Source organism: Enterobacter cloacae complex sp. HYC074_NIDB, assembly GCF_056673345.1.
On the sequence record NZ_CP114214.1, the window covers coordinates 3,040,835 to 3,064,897 of the forward strand.

A 24,063-nucleotide genomic window follows, 5' to 3' on the forward strand; every position below is an offset into this window, starting at 1 on the left:
CGTGTGACATACTATCGGGTATAGCCGCACACCTGTGGAACAAGGAGACAGACATGAATAATAAGGGCTCCAGCCTGACCCCGGCTCAGGCGCTGGAAAAACTCGACGCGCTGTATGAACAGTCCGTCAATGCACTGCGCAGCGCCATCAGTGACTATATCGAAACAGGGAAACTTCCCGATGAAAAGGCCAGAACCCAGGGCCTTTTTGTTTATCCATCGCTCTCTGTCACCTGGGACGGTAGCGCCAGCAGCAATCCGAAAACCCGCGCCTATGCGCGTTTCACCCACTCCGGCTGTTACAGCACAACCATCACGCGACCTGCGCTGTTCCGCCCCTACCTGGAAGAGCAGCTTACCCTGTTGTATCAGGATTACGGCGCGCATATCAGCGTTGAGCCGTCCCTGCACGAGATCCCTTACCCGTACGTGATAGACGGCTCAGCGCTGACGCTGGATCGCTCCATGAGCGCAGGCCTGACCCGTCATTTCCCGACCACTGAGCTGTCGCAGATTGGCGATGAGACGGCGGACGGGATCTATCACCCGGCAGAGTTTTCACCGCTGTCGCACTTTGATGCCCGCCGTGTCGATTTCTCGCTGGCACGCCTGCGCCACTACACCGGCACGCCAGCCGAACATTTCCAGCCGTTCGTGCTGTTTACCAACTACACCCGCTATGTAGACGAATTTGTCCGCTGGGGCTGTAGCCAGATCCTCGACCCGGACAGCCCTTACGTCGCCCTCTCCTGCGCGGGCGGGATCTGGATCACCGCCGAAACCGAAGCACCGGAAGAGGCCATCTCCGACCTGGCGTGGAAAAAGCACCAGATGCCAGCCTGGCACCTGATCACCGCCGACGGTCAGGGCATTACGCTGATTAACATCGGCGTTGGCCCGTCGAATGCGAAAACCATCTGCGACCATCTGGCGGTACTGCGCCCGGACGTCTGGCTGATGATCGGCCACTGCGGCGGCCTGCGTGAAAGCCAGCTGATTGGCGATTACGTCCTCGCCCACGCTTATCTGCGTGACGACCATGTTCTTGACGCGGTTCTGCCGCCGGATATTCCTATCCCGAGTATCGCGGAAGTGCAGCGCGCTCTGTACGACGCCACCAAAGAGGTGAGCGGCATGCCGGGTGAAGAGGTGAAACAGCGCCTGCGTACCGGTACGGTCGTTACCACCGACGATCGTAACTGGGAGCTGCGCTATTCCGCCTCCGCCCTGCGTTTCAATCTCAGCCGTGCGGTCGCAATCGATATGGAAAGCGCCACCATTGCCGCGCAGGGCTACCGCTTCCGCGTCCCTTACGGCACGCTGCTGTGCGTGTCCGATAAACCGCTGCACGGCGAGATCAAACTGCCGGGCCAGGCGAACCGTTTTTACGAAGGGGCGATCTCAGAGCACCTTCAGATTGGTATTCGCGCCATCGATTTACTGCGTGCAGAGGGCGACAAACTGCATTCCCGCAAGCTGCGCACCTTCAATGAGCCACCGTTCCGCTGATAACAAGGACACATCACGCACACCACTCACCCGGCCTGGGATTTCGTAGGTCGGGTAAGGCGAAGCCGCCACCCGACAATTTTACCGAACGCAGAAAAGCAAAAAGCCTGCTTTAAAAGCAGGCTTTTTAAATTTGGCTCCTCTGACTGGACTCGAACCAGTGACATACGGATTAACAGTCCGCCGTTCTACCGACTGAACTACAGAGGAATCGTGTGAACGGGGCGCATATTATCGATGCGCCCTGAGGATGTCAAAGGGTGAATGCAGATTTTCAATCGTTTGCCGATTTATTCTCCACTTCGCACATTTGTCAGGCACTTGCCGTTTCCGAAACCTCCTGCTCCGGTTTTTTTCGCGGATATTTCCACAGCCAGCGCCCGCTCACCATGCGCCAGTAGAACAGCGCGCCGCGCACGGCCCAGTCAAGGAACATCCCCAGCCAGACGCCGACAACGCCCATACCTAACATTACCCCCAGCGTGTAGCCCGCCACGACGCGACAGCCCCACATGCCGAGCATGGAGACCCACATCGCAAACCGGGCATCGCGCGCCCCTTTCAGCCCGGCAGGAAGTACCCAGGACGCGGCCCAAATTGGCATAAACGCCGCGTTGAGCCAAATGAGCACCTTCACGACCTCTTTCACGTCATTTTCATGCGTATAGAACGAGGCCATCAGCCCGGCAAAAGGCGCAGTTCCCCACGCAATCGCCGTCAGTCCAATGGTTGAAAGCCAGAAGACATGCCGAAGCTGCCGTTCCGCCTGCCCTATCTGCCCCTTTCCGAGACGTCTGCCGGTGATGATCGTCGACGCCGACCCCAGCGCGTTTCCCGGCAGGTTAATGAGTGAGGCAATGGAGAAGGCAATAAAGTTGCCAGCGATGACGTCTGTTCCCATCCCGGCAACAAACATCTGCGTCAGCAGTTTCCCGCCGTTAAACAACACGGATTCGATACTGGCCGGAATCCCGATCCCCATCACTTCCCAGATGATGGCGAAGTTAAGCGGACGGAAATAACTTTTCAGCGTCAGGCGCAGCGATGGCGTAATTCCCGCCATCAGTACGCCAATTATCGCTGCCGCACCAATATAGCGGGAAATGGTCAGCCCTAAACCCGCGCCGACAAAGCCCAGCCCCTCCCAGGAAAAGACGCCATAAATCAAAACGCTGCTGATAATGATGTTCAGGATGTTCATGCCGCCGTTGATCAGCAGCGGGATTTTGGTATTCCCTGCTCCACGAAGCGCACCGCTACCAATCAGCGCGATGGCAGCCGCCGGATAACTCAGCACCGTCATTTCCAGGTAGGTGAGAGCCAGATCCTTCACCTCACTGGTCGCTTCTCCCGCGACAAAGTCGATAATTTCTTTGCCGTAATAATGGATAACCGCCGCAAGGATGATCGAAAAGAGGGTCATGATCATCAGCGACTGTCTGGCCGCTTCGCGGGCACGCTTCGGATCGAGCTTACCCAGGCTAAACGCCACCACCACCGTCGTACCGAGATCGATAGCGGCAAAGAAGGACATCACCACCATATTGAAACTATCCGCCAGCCCTACCCCGGCCATAGCTTCTTTACCGAGCCAGCTCACCAGGAATGTGCTCAGCACGCCCATCAACAGGACGCAGGTATTCTCCAGGAAAATAGGCACAGCAAGGGGGGTGATTTCACGCCAGAAGAGAACTCGATAACTTTTACGTTTTGCATACCAGGGCGTGCGCATAATCGCCTGGCGTAGGGGTGCGGTGACGTTCAAAATGGACCTTAGCGAGAAAGTTGAAACTCCATTTCAAATGATGGGGCAGAAATGCGTATCCTGCAAAGTATTTTCCATAAAATTATGTTTGGATTTACAACAAAATGACGACAGAATCATCAAACAAACGCTTTTGCCTGAGATCAGGTTTGACAAAAGTTTTTTCGCCGCTAAGATAAGCCTCCACAACGATTCCTCTGTAGTTCAGTCGGTAGAACGGCGGACTGTTAATCCGTATGTCACTGGTTCGAGTCCAGTCAGAGGAGCCAAATTTAAAAAGCCTGCTTTCAGAGCAGGCTTTTTGCTTTTTTGCGTTCGGTAAAATTTTCGGGTGGCGGCTTCGCCTTACCCGACCTACGTGATAACAGTCCTGTAGGCCCGGTAAGCGCAGCGCCACCGGGCAACAGAGTGTGCGATTACTCGCCTTTCGCGTCGACGTTTTTGATTTCGCCCATCACTTTCAGCTTCTTGGAGATGTCGCGACGCTCTTTGGACAGCTCAGCGTTTTTGATGATGTAGTCATCAACGCGATCTTCATAATCGCTCTTCATGCTGGCGATGATGCCCTGAATAGCTTCAACGCTCATACCTGGCTTGATGTAGTCGCTCAGGTTGTCCAGCAGCAGGACACGTTTCTGGTTGTCACGGATCTTCTTCTCTACGTCCTGGATTTCGCGCTGTAGCTTGTTTTTGCGGCGGAACAGGCGGACGAACTCCAGAACATCCTGGAACGAAGGCTTGGTAGTTTCCATTTTTACACCCCTGATAATGTGAGATTCGGATTCGTTAAAGCAACCGTTTTAACAGACAGCGGCTGCGAATGACAATGAGTATATCGTTTAAAACCATCATAACCCTAATTGTTGCTGAATCGAAGCAGCAGGCATCACATACGCTTTTTATTTGCGCAGAGCCCGGCAAATCAGCTGCGATAACAACTCCAGCTGCCGCGCCAGCTCCATACTCAGCCAGACATAACCATGGATGGGCGTTTCCGCCACATTGTCGCCCTGGCGCTCATTCATCAGCTGTTTGAGCTCGGCGACGATTTCGTTCAGCCGCTCGCTGTTCGCCCGTATCGGCTGCGGGTTACCTTCATAGAGCGCATGAGCGATGGTCAGCAGGGTTTGTTGCGTCATCTGCTGCGTCTCTTTCAGCGTATGCGCGTTGAGCATCAGAAGATGGCTGGGGCGTGAGGCCCAGTGGGCATTGATTTGCAGTTCAAGCATACAGACCAGATTACGGCTGACCGTCTGAATAGCTTCAAAGATGGCTTTCTGGATATGGGTTTCTTTGCTTGCTGGCGTAATTAACCCGCGCATTTTGACCACATCATTGAGGATTTTTTGCAGATGCTTTTCCAGCCGCGGACGCTCAATCAGATTCGGCGAAAACCCGGCCTGGTAGACCCGGTTAAATGCCGTGACGTAGTTTGCCATCTGAATGCGCCAGTGCAGGAAGGCGCGCTGCGGCCAGATGCCGGTAAACAGCATGGCGAGCAACGAGCCGAGGATCACGTCCCCGCTTCGCCACAATGCCGTGGTCATATCGCCCGCCGGTGCGCCGACCACAACCGCGAGCGTAATGCCAATCAGCAGCGCCTGATACGGTTTCTTGCCAAGGGCCAGCCATCCGCAAAGAAACATCGCCACCGCGCACCACAGCAACATGAACGGAAACGAAATCAGCTCCAGCTTCAGGGCAATAAGCCCAAGCGCTGAGCCTAAAACGGTACCGCCTATGCGTTCGAAAGCGCGCGGGACCACGTTCCCCCAGAATGAGATCGGCCCCATCACCACCACCAGCGTGATCAGCGGCCACGTCCCTTCCGGGATATCCAGCAAACGAACCAGTACGAAGGTCAACACAAACGCCAGCGCAATGCGGCAACCGTGCACCACGCGATAATGTTTGTATAACCGAATTTCAAAAGGGGTTAATGACTTGTCGGGGCGCACACCCGTCTCCAGCTCTACGGCAAACCACAATTGTACTGTGTTTTCAGCCGGGTGGATCGCGCCCGGCTGAAAAACCCTGCGTTTCGCAGGATTATCCCACTTTGTGCTCTACCGGTACAAACATCTCAATATCCCAGTAGCCGTCAGCATTGCCATCGTTCAGATAGCGTTCGAAGCAGGGTTTTGCTGCAATCTGGAATTTGCTGTCTTCCAGCAGGGAGTTGAAGAACTGATACCACGGCGTGGCGAAATCATGATTTTCGACGCGCGCGGCAGCAATAGCATACTCTCCGGCAGCAATTTCGGTCATCATCACCCCTTCGCTGTTTTCAGGAATAGTGAAATCGTCTACTACCGTTACGGCGGTAACGCAGCGGAGCTTTTCTGCCGGCACGTCATCCGGATTGTCATAATAAACGGCCACCCACTCCTGCGGCTGAATATGACGACCATCTACCCACATGACCAGCTGTTCAAATCCCTGCTTGACCGTCTTTTCCCACGGCCCCACGAGATGAAAGCCTGCAATCGTACGTTTCTGTTGCTGCCTGATGCTGTAGTCCATGCTGCCTCCGTTTATTACTGTATATATATACACTGTAAAGCAGAATCGAGATTATCGGCAATCCAGGAGTGTTTATTATGTGAGCAGACTCGCAACACTGCCAGTCTGCCCGAAAAGGTTAGAGTTTATGATGCAGATAATCGCCAAGACGGGAGAAAAGTCCACCCTTTTCAACGCTTTCCAGCGTAACCAATGGCCAGTGCGCGACCACCTTGTCACGATCGTACAGCTGGATCTCCCCTACCCGCTGATGCGCTGCGATCGGCGCTTCCAGCTCTTTTTTATCCATCACGTATTTCGCCTTGATGTTCGGCACTTCCGATTTGGGTAATGCCAGCCAGAAGTCCTGATCCGTGCCCAGCGCGATCTGCTCTTTATCGCCGTACCAGATGCGCTCGGTTCCCACTTTTTTACCGTTATGCAGGATCTGCACCGTATCAAAATTTTGCTGTCCCCAGTGCAGCAGCTTGCGCGCCTGATCTTCACGTCCTTTCGGGCTGTCTGCCCCCATCACCACCGCAATCAGTCGACGCTGACCGTCCACCGCGGAGGCAATCAGGTTAAAGCCCGCGCCCGAGGTGTGTCCCGTTTTCAGGCCATCCACGTTCATGGTCTTATCCCACAGCAGGCCGTTGCGGTTCTGCTGGGTGATGCCGTTCCAGGTCAGGCTCTTCTCGCTGTACATGTGGTAGAACTCAGGCTCGCCGTGAATGATGGCCCGGGAAAGCACGGCGAGATCGTAGGCGGAGCTGTGCTGACCCGGTGCATCCAGCCCGTGTACGGTTTCGAAGTGGGTATCGCGCAGGTTCAGCTTTTCAACGTAGTCATTCATCATCCTGACGAACTGCGGCTGACCGCCCGCCACGTGATCCGCCAGCGCCACGCAGGCATCATTGCCGGAATCAACAATCAGGCCGCGGCTGAGATCGCGCACGGAAACCCGATCGCCCTCCTTCAGAAACATCAGCGACGAACCGTCAAAGACCGGATTGCCTTTTGCCCAGGCGTCACGTCCGACCGTCACAATGTCATCGGGGCTGATGCGGTGGCTATCAATGGCGCGATCGACAACGTACCCCGTCATCAGTTTGGTCAGGCTCGCCGGATTGCGCTGCTGATGTTCGTTGCCCGCCGTTAAGATTTGACCCGTGGTGTAATCCATCAATACCCAGGAGCCAGCCTGGATGGCAGGCGGCTGAGGTGAAAAATCCAGCGGCTCGGCAGCCAGCGAGGATGAAATACTCGAAGCGAGTAAAGAAACAGCAATAAACAGACGGCGTTTCAACGGTATATCCTCAGGTCAGTAAAAATCGATGACCTTTTTACGGAAGTTCTGATGTCGTTACCTGCCTTAATTGCAAAAAAATGTGACAGCACGCAGATTTTTTCGGAACAAATCTCGCAAATTTCTTGCCTGACGGTGCTTTTTGTTCGGACTGCTCACCCCAATCGTTTACCATAGAGACGTCAACTTTTAACAGGATGAGATTACTGGAATAAACACCAGAGATTTATTCCATGCCTTGTTGATTTCCCCCTACTTCATTCATTACAATAAGGTGGTGGATAATTGTGTATCGTTGTAAGAAACCTCTTTTAAACGCTCAATAAATCGGTTCTGGGTTAGCTTTCCTGATTTTAGTTATCGTTCTACCTGAGAAAAAAGTCAAAAATTATTGATTTCATATTACTATTGTTATTCAGACGTCCAGTTAATTTCAAAATACTTGTTCAACAGCTCGTGTATTTAGTGAAAAAAATTAACTTTCCATATCGATTTTGGAACTTTCGATAAGGGCTATGGGAAAATACCACTCGAGATTTAATATCTTTAACCATTCGCCACAAGTGAAGGTTTTTCAACTAATATTATTTGTTTTATTATCACTTCAGCTATTATGAAGCTGGATAACATTCCCCAAATGAAATAGCTTCATTCTGATATACCTGCCTCACCATAAACTTTACTTACGCTGCGTCCCAATTCGTGCACTTTCAAAACAATGCTCAAGGAGTGCATATACGGAAGTTTATTTTTACCTCGACAACCTGCGTCAAGGTTGAAATTATTATATTTGCTTAACAAACATGTTCACAGTCAGATTTATCAATATTTTTAAGCATACTCCCAACTTAAACTACATTAACAGACGCGGTTATCAAACGCATGGAAAAATATTTACAAAGACTTTCTATAAAATGCTGACAAAGCATCTCTTTCAACTCCAGTTATAAACACATAATCAGGTCTAAAAGCTTTAACAAGATTTTTTATTGTTGAAGCATCAACTTTTCCATAATGAACCTGGAGCGTTTCCTTAAACGCCTGCACCATAAATGGAGACTTCGCTGTGCCAAATGAATCACGTAACCATAGTACTTTTACATTATTTAACGCTCCATTTGAAATAAACAGCACTGGTGATGAAGGAGCGCCAATTTGTGAAAATTTTGATTTTGATATAAGCTTACCCGATTCAAAATCATACTTCTTTATAATTAAATTATCAATAGACTTATCTTTGTGCAAAACAACTTGATCCTCGATAAATTTATTAATACGAAGAAATGCAGCTAAGTCACCGGCCCGGCTATTTTTAAGATAGAAATCATTTTCGGTTGGTTCAGCATGAAAATTAAGATCAGATCCATCAAGAGTTTTAACCAAAGCACTGAATGCAACTACCGCACCTAACTCATTCCAGTGAGTATCGGTATGGAAATACATTGGCATAATGAACTTTGATTTAGCAATTTTGAAAGCATCGTAGGTATTAACAAATAGAAGATTTTGCCCCGCAGTTAATGTTTTTAGTATTTTTTCATCACTTTGCCTATTCCAAGCGGGTGTTTTTTCACTATAAACACTGTCCTTATCGGGTCCAATTATAACTCTAAATTCCTTCACTCCGCATCGCTTAAAGAAATTATTCCACTCATACATATTGTTGTGAATTGCATTTATTGTTGAATTTATTTTATCGTCCACACCCCGGATTTTTGTCGTTATTGGGGATGATATGTCATCCCCCAAAAACAACCAACCGTCATGCCCTACAACCACCTTACCTGGGTCAGATGACATGCCAATTGCATATCCTGCATAACCGATAAATGACTCGATTATATCCAGATTATAGAGTTTTTTGAAGGTTTCCGGGAAAGATTTTGGCATAGCATTTCGCCCAAGCGTTAAATTAATTGCAGGAACGATCAATAGAGAAATAAAAACAATAACCACAAATACCCTCAGCCTACATTTCATTCATAACCACCATCTTTAAAAATTAAAATACAAGAAAACCGCACTAGTTGTGTGTAATGTCATATAAAGACCAAGCACTGTAACAAAAGCTGTTTTCATTACTGTATGGTAGCCCAAGCGCGAAGATGTAAACATTTCGATGGAGTTTTTTCTAGATATAATAAAGAAACCAAATAATATTGCCATCATTTGTGTCACATATGCGGCAACCCCCAGAGGCACAAAATCTACCATATTATCTGCGAGGACTCCTAACGCGGAAAGGTTTTTAATCGGTATATCATTTATAGGGACAGAACTAATCGAATCAATATCAATCATGGCTTTCAAAATATTAATTGCGTCTTGTATCGATGATGCTCTAAAAAAAACCCATGCTGTATTAACGTACAAGAATGTAACTATCCATGCAAGAGGATTAGGCATGCTCATGCCTAATGTTTTCCAGGCTCTATGAATAGCCAAGGCGAGCCCATGTAAGGCCCCCCAAATGATAAACATCCAACTCGCACCATGCCATAACCCCCCCAAAACAAATGTTATGAAAAGATTGATGTAAACCCTGAAAGTGGGACATCTATTGCCGCCCAAGGGTATATAGAGATAATCTCTCAGGTAACGCCCCAAGGTAATATGCCAACGTCTCCAAAAATCCTGTATATCAAGAGCTTTATATGGAGAGTTAAAGTTTATAGGCAGCCATATATTAAACAAAAGTGCAGCTCCTACAGCCATATCACAGTAGCCGCTAAAATCAAAATATAGTTGAAATGTGTAAGATAAACTCGCTACCCATGCACTAATGAAGTTGTGTTCAAAACCTGGAGCAAAACCTATGTTGGCTGATATAGCAAAAGTATCAGCAATAATTGTTTTTTTTAAAAAGGCCTACACCAAATATCATCACTCCCATTATAATATGTCTGTATCGTATGGCATAGGTCCATTTTGACTTAAATTGACTCATCATTTCTTTGTGATGCAATATCGGACCAGCAATCAGATGTGGAAAAAAAGTCACAAATAAAGTATAATTAATAATATCGAATTCTTTAACATAACCTTTATAGTTATCTACCAAGAAGGCTATTTGTGTAAAGGTATAGAAGCTAATTCCTATTGGCAATATTATCGACATAGTATGGAAATCGCTTCCTGATAAAGCGTTTATATTATCCAGGAAGAAATTCGCGTACTTATAATATCCAAGTATGGCTAGGTTACTAATCACACCTACACTTAAGAAAAACTTTTTAGCTCTCCCAGTTTTACTGGATATTAGGACGCCAACAGAATAATTAAATATAATAGATCCAACCATTAAAGGGAGGTATTCTAAGCTCCAATAACTATAAAAATAGAGACTTGCAAGAACAAGGCTAATTTTGGCCAATTTGTGCTTACGAGCCTTATTCAAAGAAAAATATATCAAGAACGTAACAGGAAGGAAAATGAATATAAATTCAGGAGAGCTAAAAATCATTTTATTTCCCAAGAAGTTGTAATTTTTTTGAATATTAGCACTGCAATGCAGCATTTTCAATTTTTTATTAGTAGCCTATCAATACCGAACGACTCCGCCACCAAGCAAAACCAGCTATCCCTTTGATTTAAATCATTTATTATGATAAAAATTGACCAATAGGTTTTCTATTGCTCGCAACCAGATGCATGCTAGTAAAGCCAACAGTTGTCGTCTTTACTCATTCTAAACGGTCATGTCAATAATATAGATGCTATGCATTATCTAACTTTGGGGTTAAAACATAACGCATTTCTCTCAAAATATAGTTATCATTTCTGAGCTTAATTTGACACTCACAAAAAGAAGCACATAAAACTAAGGCCATCTGAAATGTTTTTGGCTTTTCTTTGGGAAACCTAAATTTTTACAGGTTATAGAATCTTTTTGGATAAAAACAGCCCCTTTAATATCAACCGCTAAAATTCAGCCAGTGAACTGGCGACTACAGATTGAAATAAGTTGAATTGCTAACGAAAGAAAGATACCGAAAAGAAGCGCTTACTTAGTAAGTAATTTTTACTGAGCTAGATTTTAACCATATTAACTTTATCAATATATCCTCCATTATTTTTCCGTCTTCCGGATATAGCTCTCGATAAAGGTTATTCCTGACTAAATTAGCGGATTATTAACCTTACCATTCAGGTTACATGCTTGATGCCCAGAAGTGCTGGAGTCAAGGCTTATGTAAAGTATAAAAGCCTGCGGGCTAAAAAATCGAACTCAGTATCGTAGCAACCAGCAAGCTTCAATGGCAATCTACAAAATTCTAAATGATACAAGATTTAAACACCATGAATGTGTTATATGATAAAAAAAAGATAGAGCAAAAAATGCTAATATTAAATTTAGGAGCACAAGCAACCATATATCAGCTTAAATATAGTTTATTATGAACATATGCTTGTTATGGGTCGCTGATATCATAAATAATTTTTATACATTTAAAAAACATTTGGCATACAACTTTAAAAAATTATTAGCTGAACAATATTATACAGTACAAAACTATCTCACGCTCAAGTAAAAGACCAAATGATAATGTCTTTTTTCTGATAATCAGACGTTGTAAACTGTTGTAAATTAATGTGGACAAAAATAAGTTATGGCAGACACCGAAAAAAAACCAACCTTCCTGTTCCATGATTACGAAACCTTTGGCACCCATCCGGCGCTGGACCGACCGGCGCAGTTTGCGGCTATCCGTACCGATGACGAATTTAACGTCATTGGCGAACCCGAGGTGTTTTACTGTAAACCCGCCGATGACTATCTGCCGCAGCCGGGCGCGGTGATGGTGACGGGCATCACGCCTCAGGAAGCGCGGGATAAAGGCGTTAGCGAAGCAGAATTTGCCCGTCGCATCCACGACCTGTTCACGGTGCCCAATACCTGCGTGGTGGGTTACAACAACATCCGTTTTGACGATGAAGTGACGCGCAATATCTTCTACCGCAACTTCTACGATCCGTATGCCTGGAGCTGGCAGAACCGTAATTCACGCTGGGATTTGCTGGATATCATGCGCGCCTGCTATGCGCTGCGCCCGGAGGGTATTAACTGGCCGGAGAACGACGACGGCTTGCCGAGCTTCAGGCTCGAGCACCTGACGCGGGCCAACGGCATTGAGCACAGCAATGCCCACGACGCGATGGCAGACGTTTACGCGACCATCGCAATGGCGAAACTTGTAAAAACCGCGCAGCCACGCCTGTTTGAGTATCTGTTGAGCCATCGCAGCAAGCAAAAGCTGATGACGCTGATTGACGTGCCGCAGATGAAACCGCTGGTGCATATTTCAGGGATGTTCGGCGCGTGGCGCGGGAACACAAGCTGGGTGGCGCCGCTTGCCTGGCATCCGGACAACCGTAACGCCGTCATCATGGTGGATCTTGCCGGAGATATCTCCCCGCTGCTTGAGCTCGACAGCGACACCTTACGTGAACGGCTCTATACGCCGAAAGAGGCGCTGGGTGACCTGCCAGCCGTACCGGTAAAACTGGTGCACATTAATAAGTGCCCGGTGCTGGCGCAGGCCAACACGCTACGCCCGGAAGACGCCGACCGGCTGGGGATTAACCGTCAGCACTGCCTCGATAACCTGAAAGTGCTGCGCGACAACCCGCAGGTGCGCGAGAAAGTCGTCGCCATTTTTGCCGAAGCAGAGCCTTTCGTGCCGTCTGAGAATGTGGATGCGCAGCTTTATAACGGCTTCTTCAGCGATGCCGATCGCGCGGCGATGAATATCGTGCTGCAAACCGACCCGCGTAACCTGCCCGCGCTGGATATCACCTTCGCAGATAAGCGCATTGAGAAGCTGATGTTTAATTATCGCGCGCGCAACTATCCCGGCACGCTGGATGAAGCAGAGCAGGAGCGCTGGTTACAGCATCGGCGCAACGTGTTTACGCCGGAGTTTCTTAATAGCTACGCCCAGGAGCTGGAGATGCTTTACGGTCAGTATGAAGGGAATGCTGAGAAGCAGGCGCTGCTGAAAGCGCTGTTCCAGTATGCGCAAGAGATTGTCTGAATAGCGGGTACAAAAAAGCCGGAGGCGATGTCTCCGGCTTTTTTTTTGCCCGATGGCGCTTCGCTTACGCGGGCCTGCGGGGTATTTAGGTCGGGTAAGACGTAGCCGCCACCCGACGCAGTCTTACGCGACGTCTTCGTACTGAGGAACCGGGTTGCGGAAGCTCTTCGTCACACAGGCCAGGTAAACCAGGCCGATACCTGCCCAAATCAGGCCAAGCACCATTGAGCTCTCTTCCAGGTTAACCCACAGCGCGCCCACGGTCATAGCACCACACATCGGCAGGAACAGATACTGGAAGTGGTCTTTCAGCGTCTTGTTACGCTTTTCACGGATCCAGAACTGAGAGATCACCGACAGGTTAACAAAGGTAAACGCCACCAGCGCACCAAAGTTAATCAGCGCCGTTGCCATCACCAGGTCAAAGTTAATCGCCAGAAGCGCGATCGCACCGACCAGAATGATGTTCATCGCCGGGGTACGCCATGTTGGATGCACGTAGCCGAAGAAGCTTTTCGGGAATACGCCATCGCGGCCCATAACGTACATCAGACGCGCAACGCCTGCATGCGCGGCCATACCGGACGCCAGTACGGTGATGGTGGAGAAGATCAGCGCGCCGACCTGGAACGCTTTACCCGCCACATAGAGCATAATTTCCGGCTGAGAAGCATCCGGATCTTTGAAGCGAGAGATATCCGGGAAGTACAGCTGGAGGAAATAGGTCGAGAAAATAAAGATCAGGCCACCAATCAGCGCCGTCAGGAAGATTGCACGCGGAATTACGCGCTCTGCATCTTTCGTTTCTTCAGACAGGTTGCTGATACCATCAAAACCGGTAAAGGAGAAGCACAGAATCGTCGCCCCGGTAATCATCGGGATCACATGCGCATCACCAGACCAGAACGGCTTGCTGCTCGCCAGAGTGCCCGCGCCTTCACCGTGGAACACACCGTAAATCACCATGCCGAGGATCACGGCAATCAGTACAACCTGAAGCACAACGATAACGGAGTTAAAGTTGGCAACGGACTTGATGCTGCGAAGGTTGAAGGCCGTCATAAAGGCCACCAGCGCCACGACGAACATCCAGGATGGAATCGATGGCACCAGCGCTTCAAAATAAATTTTTGCCAGCAGAATGTTGATCATCGGCGCGAACAGATAGTCGAGCAGCGAAGACCAGCCCACCATAAAGCCCACCGTCGGGCTGATGGATTTCTGGGCATAGGTGTAGGCGGAACCGGCAGACGGATAGCGGCGCACCAGTTTACCGTAGCTGAGCGCGGTAAAGAGGATCGCAATCAGTGCAAAGCCGTAAGCCGTCGGCACATGACCGTCCGTGAGGCCTGAAACGATACCGAATGTATCGAACAGCGTCATCGGTTGCATATAGGCAAGGCCCATCATGACAACCGGAATCAACGTAAGCGTTTTACGTAATTCCACGCGAGAGGTGTTTGGAGTTGCGTTATGCGACATAGTTATTCTCCTTTACGGTGATAACCGCCACGTAAGCGAAAAATTGCCCCATTTCTTTCTTCCTCAGCGACAACAACTGTCGGATTTTAGTAAGTATCTATCCGGTACGAAGCCCGGCCTCTTGGTTTTTAGTTTCGTTTCGTACATGCAAAAAAAAATAACCGACGCCTTTTATATCGTCGATTATTTATTTGTTTGCAGCGGCGGCATTTTGCCCTATTCAAGATACAAAAGGCAATACATTGAGAAACCTGCCCATAAAATAATTTTTCTAACTGGTTGATTTACCATCATCTGCCTGAGTGTAAACTGTCGCGATAGCACTATTTGCTAAAATTTCGTCTCGCCACCAGGCGCTGGCAAGGCCGGCGGTCTGTTCATTCCAGCCCACCCATACCGATTCGTTACTGCTCTGCGCTAAAACTTGTTTTTCCACCAGCGCTCCGCTGTCAATAAACCGCTGCGCTAAATAACGGGGAAGGTAACCGCACCCCAGGCCGCTTATTTGCAGCTCCAGCTTGGTTTTAAAATCAAAAACGGTGATGGCCTCCTGCTCATCCAGCAGCTGCGATGAAATGCCGCACTCGGGGCGAGAACTGTCTCCAACCACAATGGCACGATAGTTTTTAATGACGCGTCGGGTAACCGGCTCCGGTTCATTCGCCAGCGGGTTATGAGGCGCAACGGCAAAAACCTGCTCCAGAACACCCAGCCGCGCAAAACCAAATTCGCTCAACTGGGGAGGCTCATGCAGCGCGCCAACGATGATATCCGCCCTGCCCTGCGTCAGGGCCTCCCAGGAACCGCCCAGCACGCCATTGATAAAAACCAGCCGGGTGACGCTGTGGCGCTGATAGAACGCCTCAATAAGCGGGGTAAGCAGGGAGAAAGGGAATGTATCATCAACCCCAATCACCAGCTCATTTTCCCAGCCCTGGTGAAGCTTAACGGCCTGTTTTTCCAGCTCGCGAACCGTATGCAGCACGTCACGCCCTTTTTCCAGCAGCATCTGCCCTGTACGGGTGAAACGCGCGCGATGCCCGGTGCGGTCAAGGATTTGGATATTAAGATCGCTCTCGAGCTTTTGCACGGTGTAGCTCAGAGCCGAAGGGGTTTTATAGAGCTTCGCCGAGGCGGCGGCAAAGCTCCCCTCTTTTTCCAGCGCATCCAGAATAACAAGAACATCCAGCAGCGGTTTCATCTTCGCCCCCTTGCGGTGTGCGATTGTCTCCGCCGGCGCAATTATTCCATGGGCATTACCAGCGGATCGGGATACTGATATTCAAATCCCAGTTCATGGCAAATACGATTGCCATCAATAATTTTGCCTTTGCGCTCCCCCTGCGCATCACTGAATACCGGCGGCGCCAGGCCAAGCTGGCGCGCCATCAGCGGATAAAAGGTGCTACGCGGCGGGTGCGAAGGCGCACATATATTATAGATGTGCCCCCCTTTCGGAGCCTGTAAAAGCAGTTCTATGGCGCCGATAACATCCTCAAGGTGCACAAGATTAACCCCGTGCTGGCCATCCGGCGCGGATTTACCGGCAAAGAAGCGCCCCGGATGACGCCCCGGCCCCACCAGCCCGGCCAGACGTAAGATATCCACCTGCGTGCCAGGCAGATTGTGCAGCCAGTCTTCCAGCTCTTTCAGCACCCGGCCGCTGGCGGTCACCGGACGGCGTTCGGTGTTTTCTTTCGCCGTACCGTCGATATCGCCATAGACGGAGGTGGAGCTGGTGAAAATGATGCGCGGGATATGGTGCGCCAGGGCGCTGTCGACAATCTCCTGCACCGCCTGCAAGTAAAACGTCTCGCCCGGGCCGCTGCGCCGCGCCGGTAAGGTAATGACCAGCGCGTCCACATTCATCAGTTCATCCAGCTCGTCGGTATCGCAGATAAGCTCGGGTTCGAGACGCAGCTCGACACCATCAATGCCGCACATGCGTGCCGCTTCAACCCCATCTCGGGTGGTCTTACTCCCTGTCACCTGCCAGCCTTTCGCGGCTAATGACATCGCTAGTGGCATTCCTAACCACCCTAACCCGACAATCGCGACCTTTTTCATTACATTCTCCGCTTAACGATGCCTGTTATAAGGCTACGCCAGCCTGGTGGAACGCACAATTCATACCATCAATATGAAATGAATTAATGATCAAAAAAAGCCCTTGCTTTATGGCGTACAACTGGTTTAGGTTAAAAGACATCAAATGCATAAGCATTCAACGAGAATTTATATGACACGCGTTCCTTTTAAAAACCACCATCATCACCATCATCCTGACTAGTCTTTCAGGCGATGTGTGCTGGAAGACGTTTGGATCTTCCAGTGGTGCATGAACGCATGAAAAAGCCCCCGGAAGATCTTCTTCCGGGGGCTTTTTTTTGGACCGCATTCAGACAGGTTAAAACAGGTTAACGAGGAACACAGAATGTTAGATAACTCACGTTTACGCATAGCTATTCAAAAATCAGGCCGTTTAAGCGACGATTCACGCGAACTGCTCGCCCGCTGCGGGATTAAAATCAACCTGCACACCCAGCGCCTGATCGCCCTGGCTGAAAATATGCCGATCGACATTCTGCGCGTACGTGATGACGATATCCCGGGCCTGGTGATGGATGGCGTCGTTGATCTCGGCATCATCGGCGAAAACGTACTGGAAGAAGAGTTATTAACCCGCCGAGCGCAGGGCGAAGATCCGCGTTACTTTACCCTGCGTCGTCTGGACTTTGGCGGCTGCCGCCTGTCGCTGGCCACGCCGGTCGATGAAGCCTGGGACGGCCCGGCCGCGCTGAACGGCAAACGTATCGCCACCTCTTACCCTCACCTGCTGAAGCGTTACCTCGATCAAAAAGGCGTGCAGTTTAAATCCTGTCTGCTGAACGGCTCCGTTGAAGTGGCGCCGCGTGCGGGCCTGGCCGATGCCATCTGTGACCTCGTCTCCACCGGCGCCACGCTCGAAGCGAACGGCCTGCGCGAAGTGGAGGTAATCTACCGCTCCAAAGCGTGCCTTATCCAGCGCGACGGCGAGATGGCCGACGCCAAACAGCAGCTCATCGACAAACTGCTGACCCGCATTCAGGGCGTGATTCAGGCGCGTGAATCCAAATACATCATGATGCATGCGCCAACCGAGCGTCTGGAGGAAGTGATTGCCCTGCTGCCGGGCGCTGAGCGTCCAACCATTCTGCCGCTGGCGGGCGACCAGCAGCGCGTGGCGATGCACATGGTGAGCAGCGAAACCCTGTTCTGGGAAACCATGGAAAAACTGAAGGCGCTGGGCGCAAGCTCCATTCTGGTGCTGCCAATTGAGAAGATGATGGAGTAACGACCATGAGCTTTAACACAATCATCGACTGGAATACCTGTAGCGACGCGCAACAGCGCGAGCTGCTGATGCGCCCGGCAATTTCCGCTTCGGAGAGCATCACCCGCACCGTGGCGGAGATCCTCGATAACGTCAAAGCCCGCGGGGACGACGCGCTGCGCGAGTACAGCGCAAAGTTTGACAAGACGGAAGTCGGCGCTTTACAGGTTACCGAGCAGGAAATCAATGATGCCAGCAATCGTCTGGGTGATGACATCAAACAGGCGATGGCCGTCGCGGTGAAAAATATTGATACCTTCCACACCGCGCAGAAATTGCAGGCGGTGGATGTGGAAACCCTGCCCGGCGTGCGCTGCCAGCAGGTGACGCGCCCGGTGGCGTCCGTTGGCCTCTATATTCCCGGCGGCTCTGCTCCGCTGTTTTCGACCGTCCTGATGCTGGCCACCCCGGCACGTATTGCCGGTTGTCAGAAGGTGGTGCTCTGCTCTCCGCCACCGATCGCCGACGAGATCCTGTACGCGGCGAAGCTGTGCGGCGTGCAGGCAATTTATAAAGTGGGCGGTGCGCAGGCGATTTCCGCCCTGGCGTTCGGGACGGGATCCATTCCTAAGGTCGACAAAATCTTTGGTCCGGGCAATGCGTACGTAACCGAAGCGAAGCGTCAGGTCAGCCAGCGTCTGGACGGCGCGGCGATTGATATGCCTGCCGGTCCGTCTGAAGTGCTGGTGATTGCCGACAGCGGCGCTACACCAGATTTCGTGGCCTCTGACCTGCTCTCGCAGGCCGAGCACGGCCCTGACTCGCAGGTGATTTTACTGACGCCAGATGCCGACATGGCAAAACGCGTGGGCGACGCCGTTGAGCGTCAGCTGGCTGACCTGCCGCGTGCGGAAACGGCGCGTCAGGCGCTATTGGCCAGCCGCCTGATTGTGGCCCGCGATCTTGACCAGTGCATCGCCATCTCCAACCAGTACGGTCCTGAGCACCTGATTATTCAGACCCGTAACGCGCGCGATCTGGTCGACAGCATAACCAGCGCAGGCTCAGTGTTCCTCGGGGACTGGTCACCGGAATCCGCCGGGGATTACGCCTCCGGCACCAACCACGTGCTGCCCACGTATGGCTATACCTCAACCTGCTCCAGCCTGGGGCTGGCGGATTTCCAGAAGCGCATGACCGTGCAGGAACTCTCCCGCGAGGGATTTGCCTCGCTGGCGTCGACCATTGAAACCCTGGCCGCCGCCGAGCGCCTGACTGCCCACAAAAATGCCGTGACGCTGCGCGTTGCCGCCCTGAAGGAGCAAGCATGAACATCGAAGAATTAGCCCGCGAAAATGTCCGTCGCCTGACGCCCTATCAGTCTGCGCGTCGTCTTGGCGGCAACGGCGATGTCTGGCTGAATGCCAACGAATATCCCACGGCGGTGGCCTTTGAGCTCTCGCAGCAGACGCTGAACCGCTACCCGGAGTGTCAGCCGAAAGCGGTGATCGAGAACTATGCGCAGTATGCAGGCGTAAAGCCTGAGCAGGTGCTGGTCAGCCGTGGGGCGGATGAAGGGATTGAGCTGCTGATCCGCGCCTTCTGCGAGCCGGGTAAAGACGCGGTGATGTACTGCCAGCCCACCTACGGCATGTACAGCGTCAGCGCCGAAACCTTTGGCGTGGCCTGCCGCAACGTGCAGGCGCTGGACAACTGGCAGCTGGATTTGCAGGGCATTGCCGATAACCTCGACGGCGTGAAGGTGGTGTTTGTCTGTAGCCCGAACAACCCGACCGGGCAGATTATCAATCCGCAGGATATCCGTTCTCTGCTGGAAATGACGCGCGGCAAAGCGCTGGTCGTGGCCGACGAAGCCTACATTGAGTTCTGCCCACAGGCGACACTGGCAGGCTGGCTTGAAGAGTATCCGCATCTCGTTGTGCTGCGTACCCTTTCCAAAGCCTTCGCCCTCGCCGGCCTTCGCTGTGGATTTACGCTGGCAAATAAAGCAATTATCGACCTGCTGCTGAAAGTCATCGCCCCGTATCCGCTCTCGACGCCGGTTGCCGATATTGCGGCACAGGCGCTGGCCCCGCAGGGCATCAGCGCGATGCGCGAGCGTGTGGCGCAGATCCTGGAAGAGCGTCAGTATCTTGTCGATGCCCTGAAAACGATTCCGTGCGTGGAAGAGGTGTTCGACTCGGAAACCAACTACATCCTGGTGCGCTTCACCGCCTCAAGCGCGATATTTAAATCGTTGTGGGATCAGGGCATTATCTTACGAGACCAGAATAAACAACCTACCCTGAGCGGCTGCCTGCGTATTACCGTCGGCACCCGTGCAGAGAGCCAGCGCGTGATTGACGCCCTGAAAGCGGAGAAAGTATGAGTCAGAAGTATCTCTTTATCGATCGTGACGGCACCATCATCTCGGAGCCACCCAGCGATTTTCAGGTCGATCGTTTCGACAAGCTGGCGTTTGAACCCGACGTGATCCCGGTGCTGCTGAAGCTTCAGAAAGCAGGCTATAAGCTGGTGATGATCACCAACCAGGACGGTCTGGGCACCGACAGCTTCCCGCAGGCGGACTTTGACGGCCCGCACAACCTGATGATGCAGGTGCTGACCTCGCAGGGCATCGCCTTCGACGAGGTGCTGATCTGCCCGCATATGCCTGCCGACGAGTGCGACTGCCGCAAGCCAAAATTGAAGCTTGTTGAACGTTATCTGGCTGAAGAGGCGCTGGATAAAGCCAACAGCTATGTGATTGGCGATCGCGTCACGGATATCACGCTGGCGGAAAACATGGGCATTGCGGGTCTGCGCTATAACCGCGACACGCTAAACTGGGCGATGATTGGCGAGCAGCTCACCAGACGCGACCGCTATTCCCACGTTGAACGCAACACCAAAGAGACGCAGATCGACGTGAAGGTCTGGCTCGACCGCGAAGGCGGCAGCAAGATCCACACCGGCGTCGGTTTCTTTGACCACATGCTGGATCAAATCGCCACGCACGGCGGCTTCCGTATGGAGATCACGGTTAAGGGCGACCTGTATATCGACGATCACCACACCGTGGAAGATACCGGCCTGGCGCTGGGCGAAGCCCTGAAGCTGGCGCTCGGCGACAAGCGCGGCATCAACCGCTTCGGCTTTGTTCTGCCGATGGACGAGTGCCTGGCGCGCTGCGCGATGGATATCTCCGGACGTCCGCACCTGGAATATAAAGCTGACTTCACCTACCAGCGCGTGGGCGATCTCAGCACCGAGATGGTGGAACACTTCTTCCGCTCGCTTTCTTACACTATGGGCCTGACGCTGCACCTGAAAACCAAAGGCAAAAACGATCACCACCGCGTCGAGAGCCTGTTCAAAGCCTTTGGCCGTACCCTGCGCCAGGCGATCCGCGTGGAAGGTGACGCCCTGCCCTCGTCGAAAGGAGTGCTGTAATGAACGTGGTGATTCTGGACACCGGATGCGCCAATCTGAACTCCGTACAGTCGGCGATTATGCGCCACGGCTACGAGCCGGTGGTGAGCCGCGACCCGGACGTGGTTCTGCGCGCAGATAAACTCTTTCTGCCGGGGGTTGGCACCGCCCAGGCGGCGATGGATCAGATCCATGAGCGCGAGCTGGTAGATCTCATCAAAGCCTGTACTCAACCGGTGCTGGGCATTTGCCTCGGCATGCAGCTGCTTGGCCGCCGCAGCGAAGAGAGCAACGGCGTTGATCTGCTGGGCATTATTGAAGAAGACGTACCGAAAATGACCGACCACGGCCTGCCACTGCCGCACATGGGCTGGAACCGCGTTTATCCGAAGGCGGGCAACAGGCTGTTCCAGGATATTGAAGACGGCGCGTACTTCTATTTCGTCCACAGCTACGCCATGCCCGTGAATACCTACACCATCGCCCAGTGCAATTACGGCGAGGCGTTCACCGCCGCCGTGCAGAAAGATAACTTTTACGGCGTGCAGTTTCACCCGGAACGCTCCGGTGCCGCCGGTGCGCAACTGCTGAAAAATTTCCTGGAGATGTGATGATAATTCCCGCTTTAGATTTAATTGACGGCACGGTTGTTCGTCTCCACCAGGGCGATTACGGGCAGCAGCGCGATTACGGCAACGACCCGCTGCCGCGATTACAGGCTTACGCCGCCGAGGGCGCTGAGGTGTTGCATCTGGTCGATCTGACCGGCGCGAAAGATCCGGCGAAGCGCCAGATCCCGCTGCTTAAAACACTGGTGGCTGGCGTGGACGTCCCGGTGCAGGTGGGCGGCGGCGTGCGTACGGAAGCCGATGTTGCCGCCTTACTGGACGCGGGCGTGGCGCGCGTGGTGGTCGGTTCGACCGCTGTGAAAGATCCTGAGACGGTCAAGGGCTGGTTCCGCCGCTTCGGTACGGATGCGCTGGTGCTGGCGCTGGATGTACGCATTGACGAGCAGGGTAATAAGCAGGTCGCGGTCAGCGGCTGGCAGGAAAACTCCGGCGTAACACTGGAAGAGCTGGTCGGGATGTATCTCCCCGTAGGGCTGAAGCACGTCCTGTGCACGGATATTTCACGCGATGGTACGCTCGCAGGCTCTAACGTCTCGCTGTATGAAGAGGTTTGCGCGCGTTATCCGCAGGTGGCGTTCCAGTCCTCTGGCGGTATCGGCGACCTGGCGGATATCGCCGCTCTGCGCGGAACCGGTGTACGCGGCGTGATCGTGGGTCGCGCGCTGCTGGAAGGCAAATTTACGGTGAAGGAGGCGATTCAATGCTGGCAAAACGGATAATTCCCTGCCTGGACGTGCGTGATGGTCAGGTTGTAAAAGGCGTGCAGTTCCGCAACCACGAGATCATTGGCGACATCGTTCCGCTGGCAAAACGCTATGCCGAAGAAGGCGCAGACGAACTGGTATTTTACGATATCACCGCCTCCAGCGATGGCCGCGTGGTGGACAAAAGCTGGGTGGCGCGCGTGGCAGAGGTGATTGATATTCCCTTCTGTGTAGCGGGCGGGATTAAATCTGCTGACGATGCGGCGAAAATTCTCTCTTTCGGTGCGGACAAAATTTCGATTAACTCCCCTGCGCTTGCAGATCCGGCGCTGATTACGCGTCTGGCGGACCGCTTTGGCGTGCAGTGCATTGTCGTGGGGATCGACACCTGGTTTGATACCGCGACGGGAAAATATCACGTTAACCAGTACACCGGCGATGAAAGCCGCACGCGCGTCACCCAATGGGAGACGCTGGACTGGGTGCAGGAAGTGCAAAAACGCGGTGCGGGTGAAATCGTTCTGAACATGATGAACCAGGACGGCGTTCGTAACGGCTACGACCTCGAGCAGCTGAAAAAAGTGCGCGCGGTCTGCCAGGTTCCGCTGATTGCCTCCGGCGGCGCAGGCACCATGGAACACTTCCTTCAAGCCTTCCGCGATGCGAACGTGGACGGCGCGCTGGCCGCCTCCGTGTTCCATAAACAGATTATCAATATTGGTGAGTTAAAAACGTACCTGGCCGACCAGGGCGTGGAGATCAGGGTATGTTAACAGAGCAACAACAGGCGCAGCTGGACTGGGAAAAAACTGACGGATTACTGCCGGTGGTTGTACAGCATGCCGTTTCAGGCGAAGTGCTGATGCTGGGATACATGAACCTGGAGGCACTGACAAAAACGCTCGACAGCGGCAAGGTAACGTTTTTCTCGCGCACCAAACAGCGCCTGTGGACGAAAGGGGAAACCTCGGGTCACTTCCTGAATGTGGTCAGCATTACGCCAGATTGCGACAACGACACCCTGCTGGTGCTGGTCAACCCGATTGGGCCTACCTGCCACAAAGGCACCAGCAGCTGCTTCGGCGAGACGAGCCACCAGTGGCTGTTCCTCTATCAGCTGGAACAGCTGCTGGCAGAGCGTAAATCAGCGGATCCCGAGAGCTCGTACACGGCGAAACTGTACGCCAGCGGCACCAAACGTATTGCGCAGAAAGTGGGTGAGGAAGGCGTTGAAACGGCGCTGGCGGCCACCGTGCATGATCGGGAGGAGCTGACGAACGAAGCGTCGGATTTAATGTATCACCTGCTGGTACTGCTTCAGGATCAGGAGCTGGATTTAACGACGGTGATTGAGAATTTGCGGAAACGGCATAAATAAAAAAGACCG

General features: G+C 52.1%; 22 protein-coding genes, 2 tRNA genes and 1 other annotated feature. Of the genes, 12 read left to right on the forward strand and 12 right to left on the reverse strand.

Translation table 11 applies throughout. The annotated features are described in order from the left end of the window. Positions 1-53: 53 nt before the first annotated feature. Positions 54-1,508 (forward strand): AMP nucleosidase, encoded by a 1,455-nt coding sequence (locus O1724_RS14795; protein ID WP_023324933.1) that lies wholly within the window; start codon positions 54-56, stop codon positions 1,506-1,508. A gap of 134 nt (positions 1,509-1,642) precedes the next feature. Here O1724_RS14795 and O1724_RS14800 read toward each other — a convergent pair. Together O1724_RS14800 and emmdR are read right to left on the reverse strand one after the other, a co-directional pair. Further along, positions 1,643-1,718 (reverse strand) — tRNA-Asn (locus O1724_RS14800). A gap of 103 nt (positions 1,719-1,821) precedes the next feature. Next, a complete protein-coding gene (gene emmdR / locus O1724_RS14805; RefSeq protein ID WP_023324934.1) occupies positions 1,822-3,240 on the reverse strand; it encodes a multidrug efflux MATE transporter EmmdR in 1,419 nt (472 codons plus the stop codon). 226 nt (positions 3,241-3,466) lie between these two features. Between emmdR and O1724_RS14810 the strand changes: the two genes are divergently transcribed. Continuing rightward, a tRNA-Asn gene (locus O1724_RS14810) sits at positions 3,467-3,542 on the forward strand. Positions 3,543-3,689: 147 nt separating this feature from the next. Here O1724_RS14810 and O1724_RS14815 read toward each other — a convergent pair. The 6 genes from O1724_RS14815 to O1724_RS14840 all read right to left on the reverse strand — a co-directional run bounded on the left by O1724_RS14815 (position 3,690) and on the right by O1724_RS14840 (position 9,931). Continuing rightward, positions 3,690-4,025: a DUF496 family protein gene (locus O1724_RS14815; RefSeq protein WP_000450410.1), complete on the reverse strand. Its 336-nt coding sequence runs from the start codon at positions 4,023-4,025 to the stop codon at positions 3,690-3,692. A 147-nt stretch (positions 4,026-4,172) separates the two neighbouring features. After that, positions 4,173-5,231: an FUSC family protein gene (locus O1724_RS14820; protein ID WP_003859506.1), complete on the reverse strand. Its 1,059-nt coding sequence runs from the start codon at positions 5,229-5,231 to the stop codon at positions 4,173-4,175. 91 nt (positions 5,232-5,322) lie between these two features. Next, the gene (gene sbmC / locus O1724_RS14825) at positions 5,323-5,796 is read right to left on the reverse strand and encodes a DNA gyrase inhibitor SbmC (RefSeq protein ID WP_023314443.1); all 474 of its coding nucleotides are present in this window, start codon (positions 5,794-5,796) and stop codon (positions 5,323-5,325) included. Positions 5,797-5,914: 118 nt separating this feature from the next. Then, a complete protein-coding gene (gene dacD / locus O1724_RS14830) occupies positions 5,915-7,087 on the reverse strand; it encodes a serine-type D-Ala-D-Ala carboxypeptidase DacD (protein WP_479983977.1) in 1,173 nt (390 codons plus the stop codon). An 888-nt stretch (positions 7,088-7,975) separates the two neighbouring features. After that, entirely contained in the window at positions 7,976-9,061 is a 1,086-nt protein-coding gene (locus tag O1724_RS14835) for an alginate O-acetyltransferase AlgX-related protein (protein WP_479983891.1), read from the reverse strand. 15 nt (positions 9,062-9,076) lie between these two features. Then, positions 9,077-9,931, reverse strand: coding sequence for an MBOAT family O-acyltransferase (locus O1724_RS14840; RefSeq protein WP_214595422.1), 855 nt, complete (start codon positions 9,929-9,931; stop codon positions 9,077-9,079). Between the two features lie 1,760 nt (positions 9,932-11,691). Between O1724_RS14840 and sbcB the strand changes: the two genes are divergently transcribed. After that, complete coding sequence (gene sbcB / locus O1724_RS14845; RefSeq protein WP_126297258.1) at positions 11,692-13,116, forward strand: exodeoxyribonuclease I; 1,425 nt, start codon at positions 11,692-11,694, stop codon at positions 13,114-13,116. A gap of 123 nt (positions 13,117-13,239) precedes the next feature. On the opposite strand, the gene plaP is transcribed toward sbcB, so the two are convergent. The 4 genes from plaP to O1724_RS14865 form a co-directional block, all read right to left on the reverse strand. Further along, positions 13,240-14,598 (reverse strand): putrescine/proton symporter PlaP, encoded by a 1,359-nt coding sequence (gene plaP, locus O1724_RS14850; protein ID WP_003859499.1) that lies wholly within the window; start codon positions 14,596-14,598, stop codon positions 13,240-13,242. Continuing rightward, on the reverse strand, positions 14,588-14,650 hold the full coding sequence (yoeI, locus tag O1724_RS14855; RefSeq protein ID WP_099458931.1) for a membrane protein YoeI: 63 nt from the start codon (positions 14,648-14,650) through the stop codon (positions 14,588-14,590). The genes plaP and yoeI overlap by 11 nt, the downstream gene beginning before the upstream one ends. Before the next feature lie 219 nt (positions 14,651-14,869). After that, positions 14,870-15,799 carry a LysR substrate-binding domain-containing protein gene (locus tag O1724_RS14860; RefSeq protein WP_126297257.1) on the reverse strand — a complete coding sequence of 310 codons (930 nt, stop codon included), beginning with the start codon at positions 15,797-15,799 and terminating at the stop codon, positions 14,870-14,872. Positions 15,800-15,840: 41 nt separating this feature from the next. Then, the gene (locus O1724_RS14865; protein ID WP_023314447.1) at positions 15,841-16,665 is read right to left on the reverse strand and encodes an SDR family oxidoreductase; all 825 of its coding nucleotides are present in this window, start codon (positions 16,663-16,665) and stop codon (positions 15,841-15,843) included. A 172-nt stretch (positions 16,666-16,837) separates the two neighbouring features. Here O1724_RS14865 and hisL point away from each other — a divergent pair, with 172 nt between their 5' ends. The 9 genes from hisL (at position 16,838) to hisIE (ending at position 24,054) form a co-directional block, all read left to right on the forward strand. Continuing rightward, positions 16,838-16,888 (forward strand): his operon leader peptide, encoded by a 51-nt coding sequence (gene hisL, locus O1724_RS14870; RefSeq protein WP_099516347.1) that lies wholly within the window; start codon positions 16,838-16,840, stop codon positions 16,886-16,888. Beyond that, positions 16,864-16,987: a sequence feature (His leader region), on the forward strand. (Overlaps the previous gene by 25 nt.) 45 nt (positions 16,988-17,032) lie before the next feature. After that, a complete protein-coding gene (gene hisG / locus O1724_RS14875) occupies positions 17,033-17,932 on the forward strand; it encodes an ATP phosphoribosyltransferase (RefSeq protein ID WP_003859492.1) in 900 nt (299 codons plus the stop codon). Positions 17,933-17,937: 5 nt separating this feature from the next. After that, positions 17,938-19,242: a histidinol dehydrogenase gene (hisD, locus tag O1724_RS14880; RefSeq protein WP_126297256.1), complete on the forward strand. Its 1,305-nt coding sequence runs from the start codon at positions 17,938-17,940 to the stop codon at positions 19,240-19,242. Continuing rightward, the gene (gene hisC, locus O1724_RS14885) at positions 19,239-20,300 is read left to right on the forward strand and encodes a histidinol-phosphate transaminase (protein WP_045337604.1); all 1,062 of its coding nucleotides are present in this window, start codon (positions 19,239-19,241) and stop codon (positions 20,298-20,300) included. Before hisD ends, hisC begins: the two co-directional genes overlap by 4 nt. Next, on the forward strand, positions 20,297-21,364 hold the full coding sequence (hisB, locus tag O1724_RS14890; RefSeq protein ID WP_003859487.1) for a bifunctional histidinol-phosphatase/imidazoleglycerol-phosphate dehydratase HisB: 1,068 nt from the start codon (positions 20,297-20,299) through the stop codon (positions 21,362-21,364). Before hisC ends, hisB begins: the two co-directional genes overlap by 4 nt. Continuing rightward, the gene (hisH, locus tag O1724_RS14895; protein WP_126297255.1) at positions 21,364-21,954 is read left to right on the forward strand and encodes an imidazole glycerol phosphate synthase subunit HisH; all 591 of its coding nucleotides are present in this window, start codon (positions 21,364-21,366) and stop codon (positions 21,952-21,954) included. The genes hisB and hisH overlap by 1 nt, the downstream gene beginning before the upstream one ends. Continuing rightward, positions 21,954-22,691 (forward strand): 1-(5-phosphoribosyl)-5-[(5-phosphoribosylamino)methylideneamino]imidazole-4-carboxamide isomerase, encoded by a 738-nt coding sequence (gene hisA / locus O1724_RS14900; RefSeq protein WP_126297254.1) that lies wholly within the window; start codon positions 21,954-21,956, stop codon positions 22,689-22,691. The genes hisH and hisA overlap by 1 nt, the downstream gene beginning before the upstream one ends. Next, positions 22,673-23,449 (forward strand): imidazole glycerol phosphate synthase subunit HisF, encoded by a 777-nt coding sequence (hisF, locus tag O1724_RS14905; protein ID WP_058659479.1) that lies wholly within the window; start codon positions 22,673-22,675, stop codon positions 23,447-23,449. The genes hisA and hisF overlap by 19 nt, the downstream gene beginning before the upstream one ends. Beyond that, complete coding sequence (gene hisIE / locus O1724_RS14910; RefSeq protein ID WP_116290963.1) at positions 23,443-24,054, forward strand: bifunctional phosphoribosyl-AMP cyclohydrolase/phosphoribosyl-ATP diphosphatase HisIE; 612 nt, start codon at positions 23,443-23,445, stop codon at positions 24,052-24,054. The genes hisF and hisIE overlap by 7 nt, the downstream gene beginning before the upstream one ends. Positions 24,055-24,063 lie beyond the last annotated feature (9 nt).

What these genes read in the sequence shown, in the direction of transcription:
- O1724_RS14795 (WP_023324933.1), top strand. Translation starts at nt 54, where the DNA reads ATGAATAATAAGGGCTCCAGCCTGACCCCGGCTCAGGCGCTGGAAAAA.
- emmdR (WP_023324934.1), bottom strand. Translation starts at nt 3,240, where the DNA reads ATGCGCACGCCCTGGTATGCAAAACGTAAAAGTTATCGAGTTCTCTTC.
- O1724_RS14815 (WP_000450410.1), bottom strand. Translation starts at nt 4,025, where the DNA reads ATGGAAACTACCAAGCCTTCGTTCCAGGATGTTCTGGAGTTCGTCCGC.
- sbmC (WP_023314443.1), bottom strand. Translation starts at nt 5,796, where the DNA reads ATGGACTACAGCATCAGGCAGCAACAGAAACGTACGATTGCAGGCTTT.
- O1724_RS14835 (WP_479983891.1), bottom strand. Translation starts at nt 9,061, where the DNA reads ATGAAATGTAGGCTGAGGGTATTTGTGGTTATTGTTTTTATTTCTCTA.
- sbcB (WP_126297258.1), top strand. Translation starts at nt 11,692, where the DNA reads ATGGCAGACACCGAAAAAAAACCAACCTTCCTGTTCCATGATTACGAA.
- plaP (WP_003859499.1), bottom strand. Translation starts at nt 14,598, where the DNA reads ATGTCGCATAACGCAACTCCAAACACCTCTCGCGTGGAATTACGTAAA.
- O1724_RS14860 (WP_126297257.1), bottom strand. Translation starts at nt 15,799, where the DNA reads ATGAAACCGCTGCTGGATGTTCTTGTTATTCTGGATGCGCTGGAAAAA.
- O1724_RS14865 (WP_023314447.1), bottom strand. Translation starts at nt 16,665, where the DNA reads ATGAAAAAGGTCGCGATTGTCGGGTTAGGGTGGTTAGGAATGCCACTA.
- hisG (WP_003859492.1), top strand. Translation starts at nt 17,033, where the DNA reads ATGTTAGATAACTCACGTTTACGCATAGCTATTCAAAAATCAGGCCGT.
- hisD (WP_126297256.1), top strand. Translation starts at nt 17,938, where the DNA reads ATGAGCTTTAACACAATCATCGACTGGAATACCTGTAGCGACGCGCAA.
- hisC (WP_045337604.1), top strand. Translation starts at nt 19,239, where the DNA reads ATGAACATCGAAGAATTAGCCCGCGAAAATGTCCGTCGCCTGACGCCC.
- hisB (WP_003859487.1), top strand. Translation starts at nt 20,297, where the DNA reads ATGAGTCAGAAGTATCTCTTTATCGATCGTGACGGCACCATCATCTCG.
- hisH (WP_126297255.1), top strand. Translation starts at nt 21,364, where the DNA reads ATGAACGTGGTGATTCTGGACACCGGATGCGCCAATCTGAACTCCGTA.
- hisA (WP_126297254.1), top strand. Translation starts at nt 21,954, where the DNA reads ATGATAATTCCCGCTTTAGATTTAATTGACGGCACGGTTGTTCGTCTC.
- hisF (WP_058659479.1), top strand. Translation starts at nt 22,673, where the DNA reads ATGCTGGCAAAACGGATAATTCCCTGCCTGGACGTGCGTGATGGTCAG.
- hisIE (WP_116290963.1), top strand. Translation starts at nt 23,443, where the DNA reads ATGTTAACAGAGCAACAACAGGCGCAGCTGGACTGGGAAAAAACTGAC.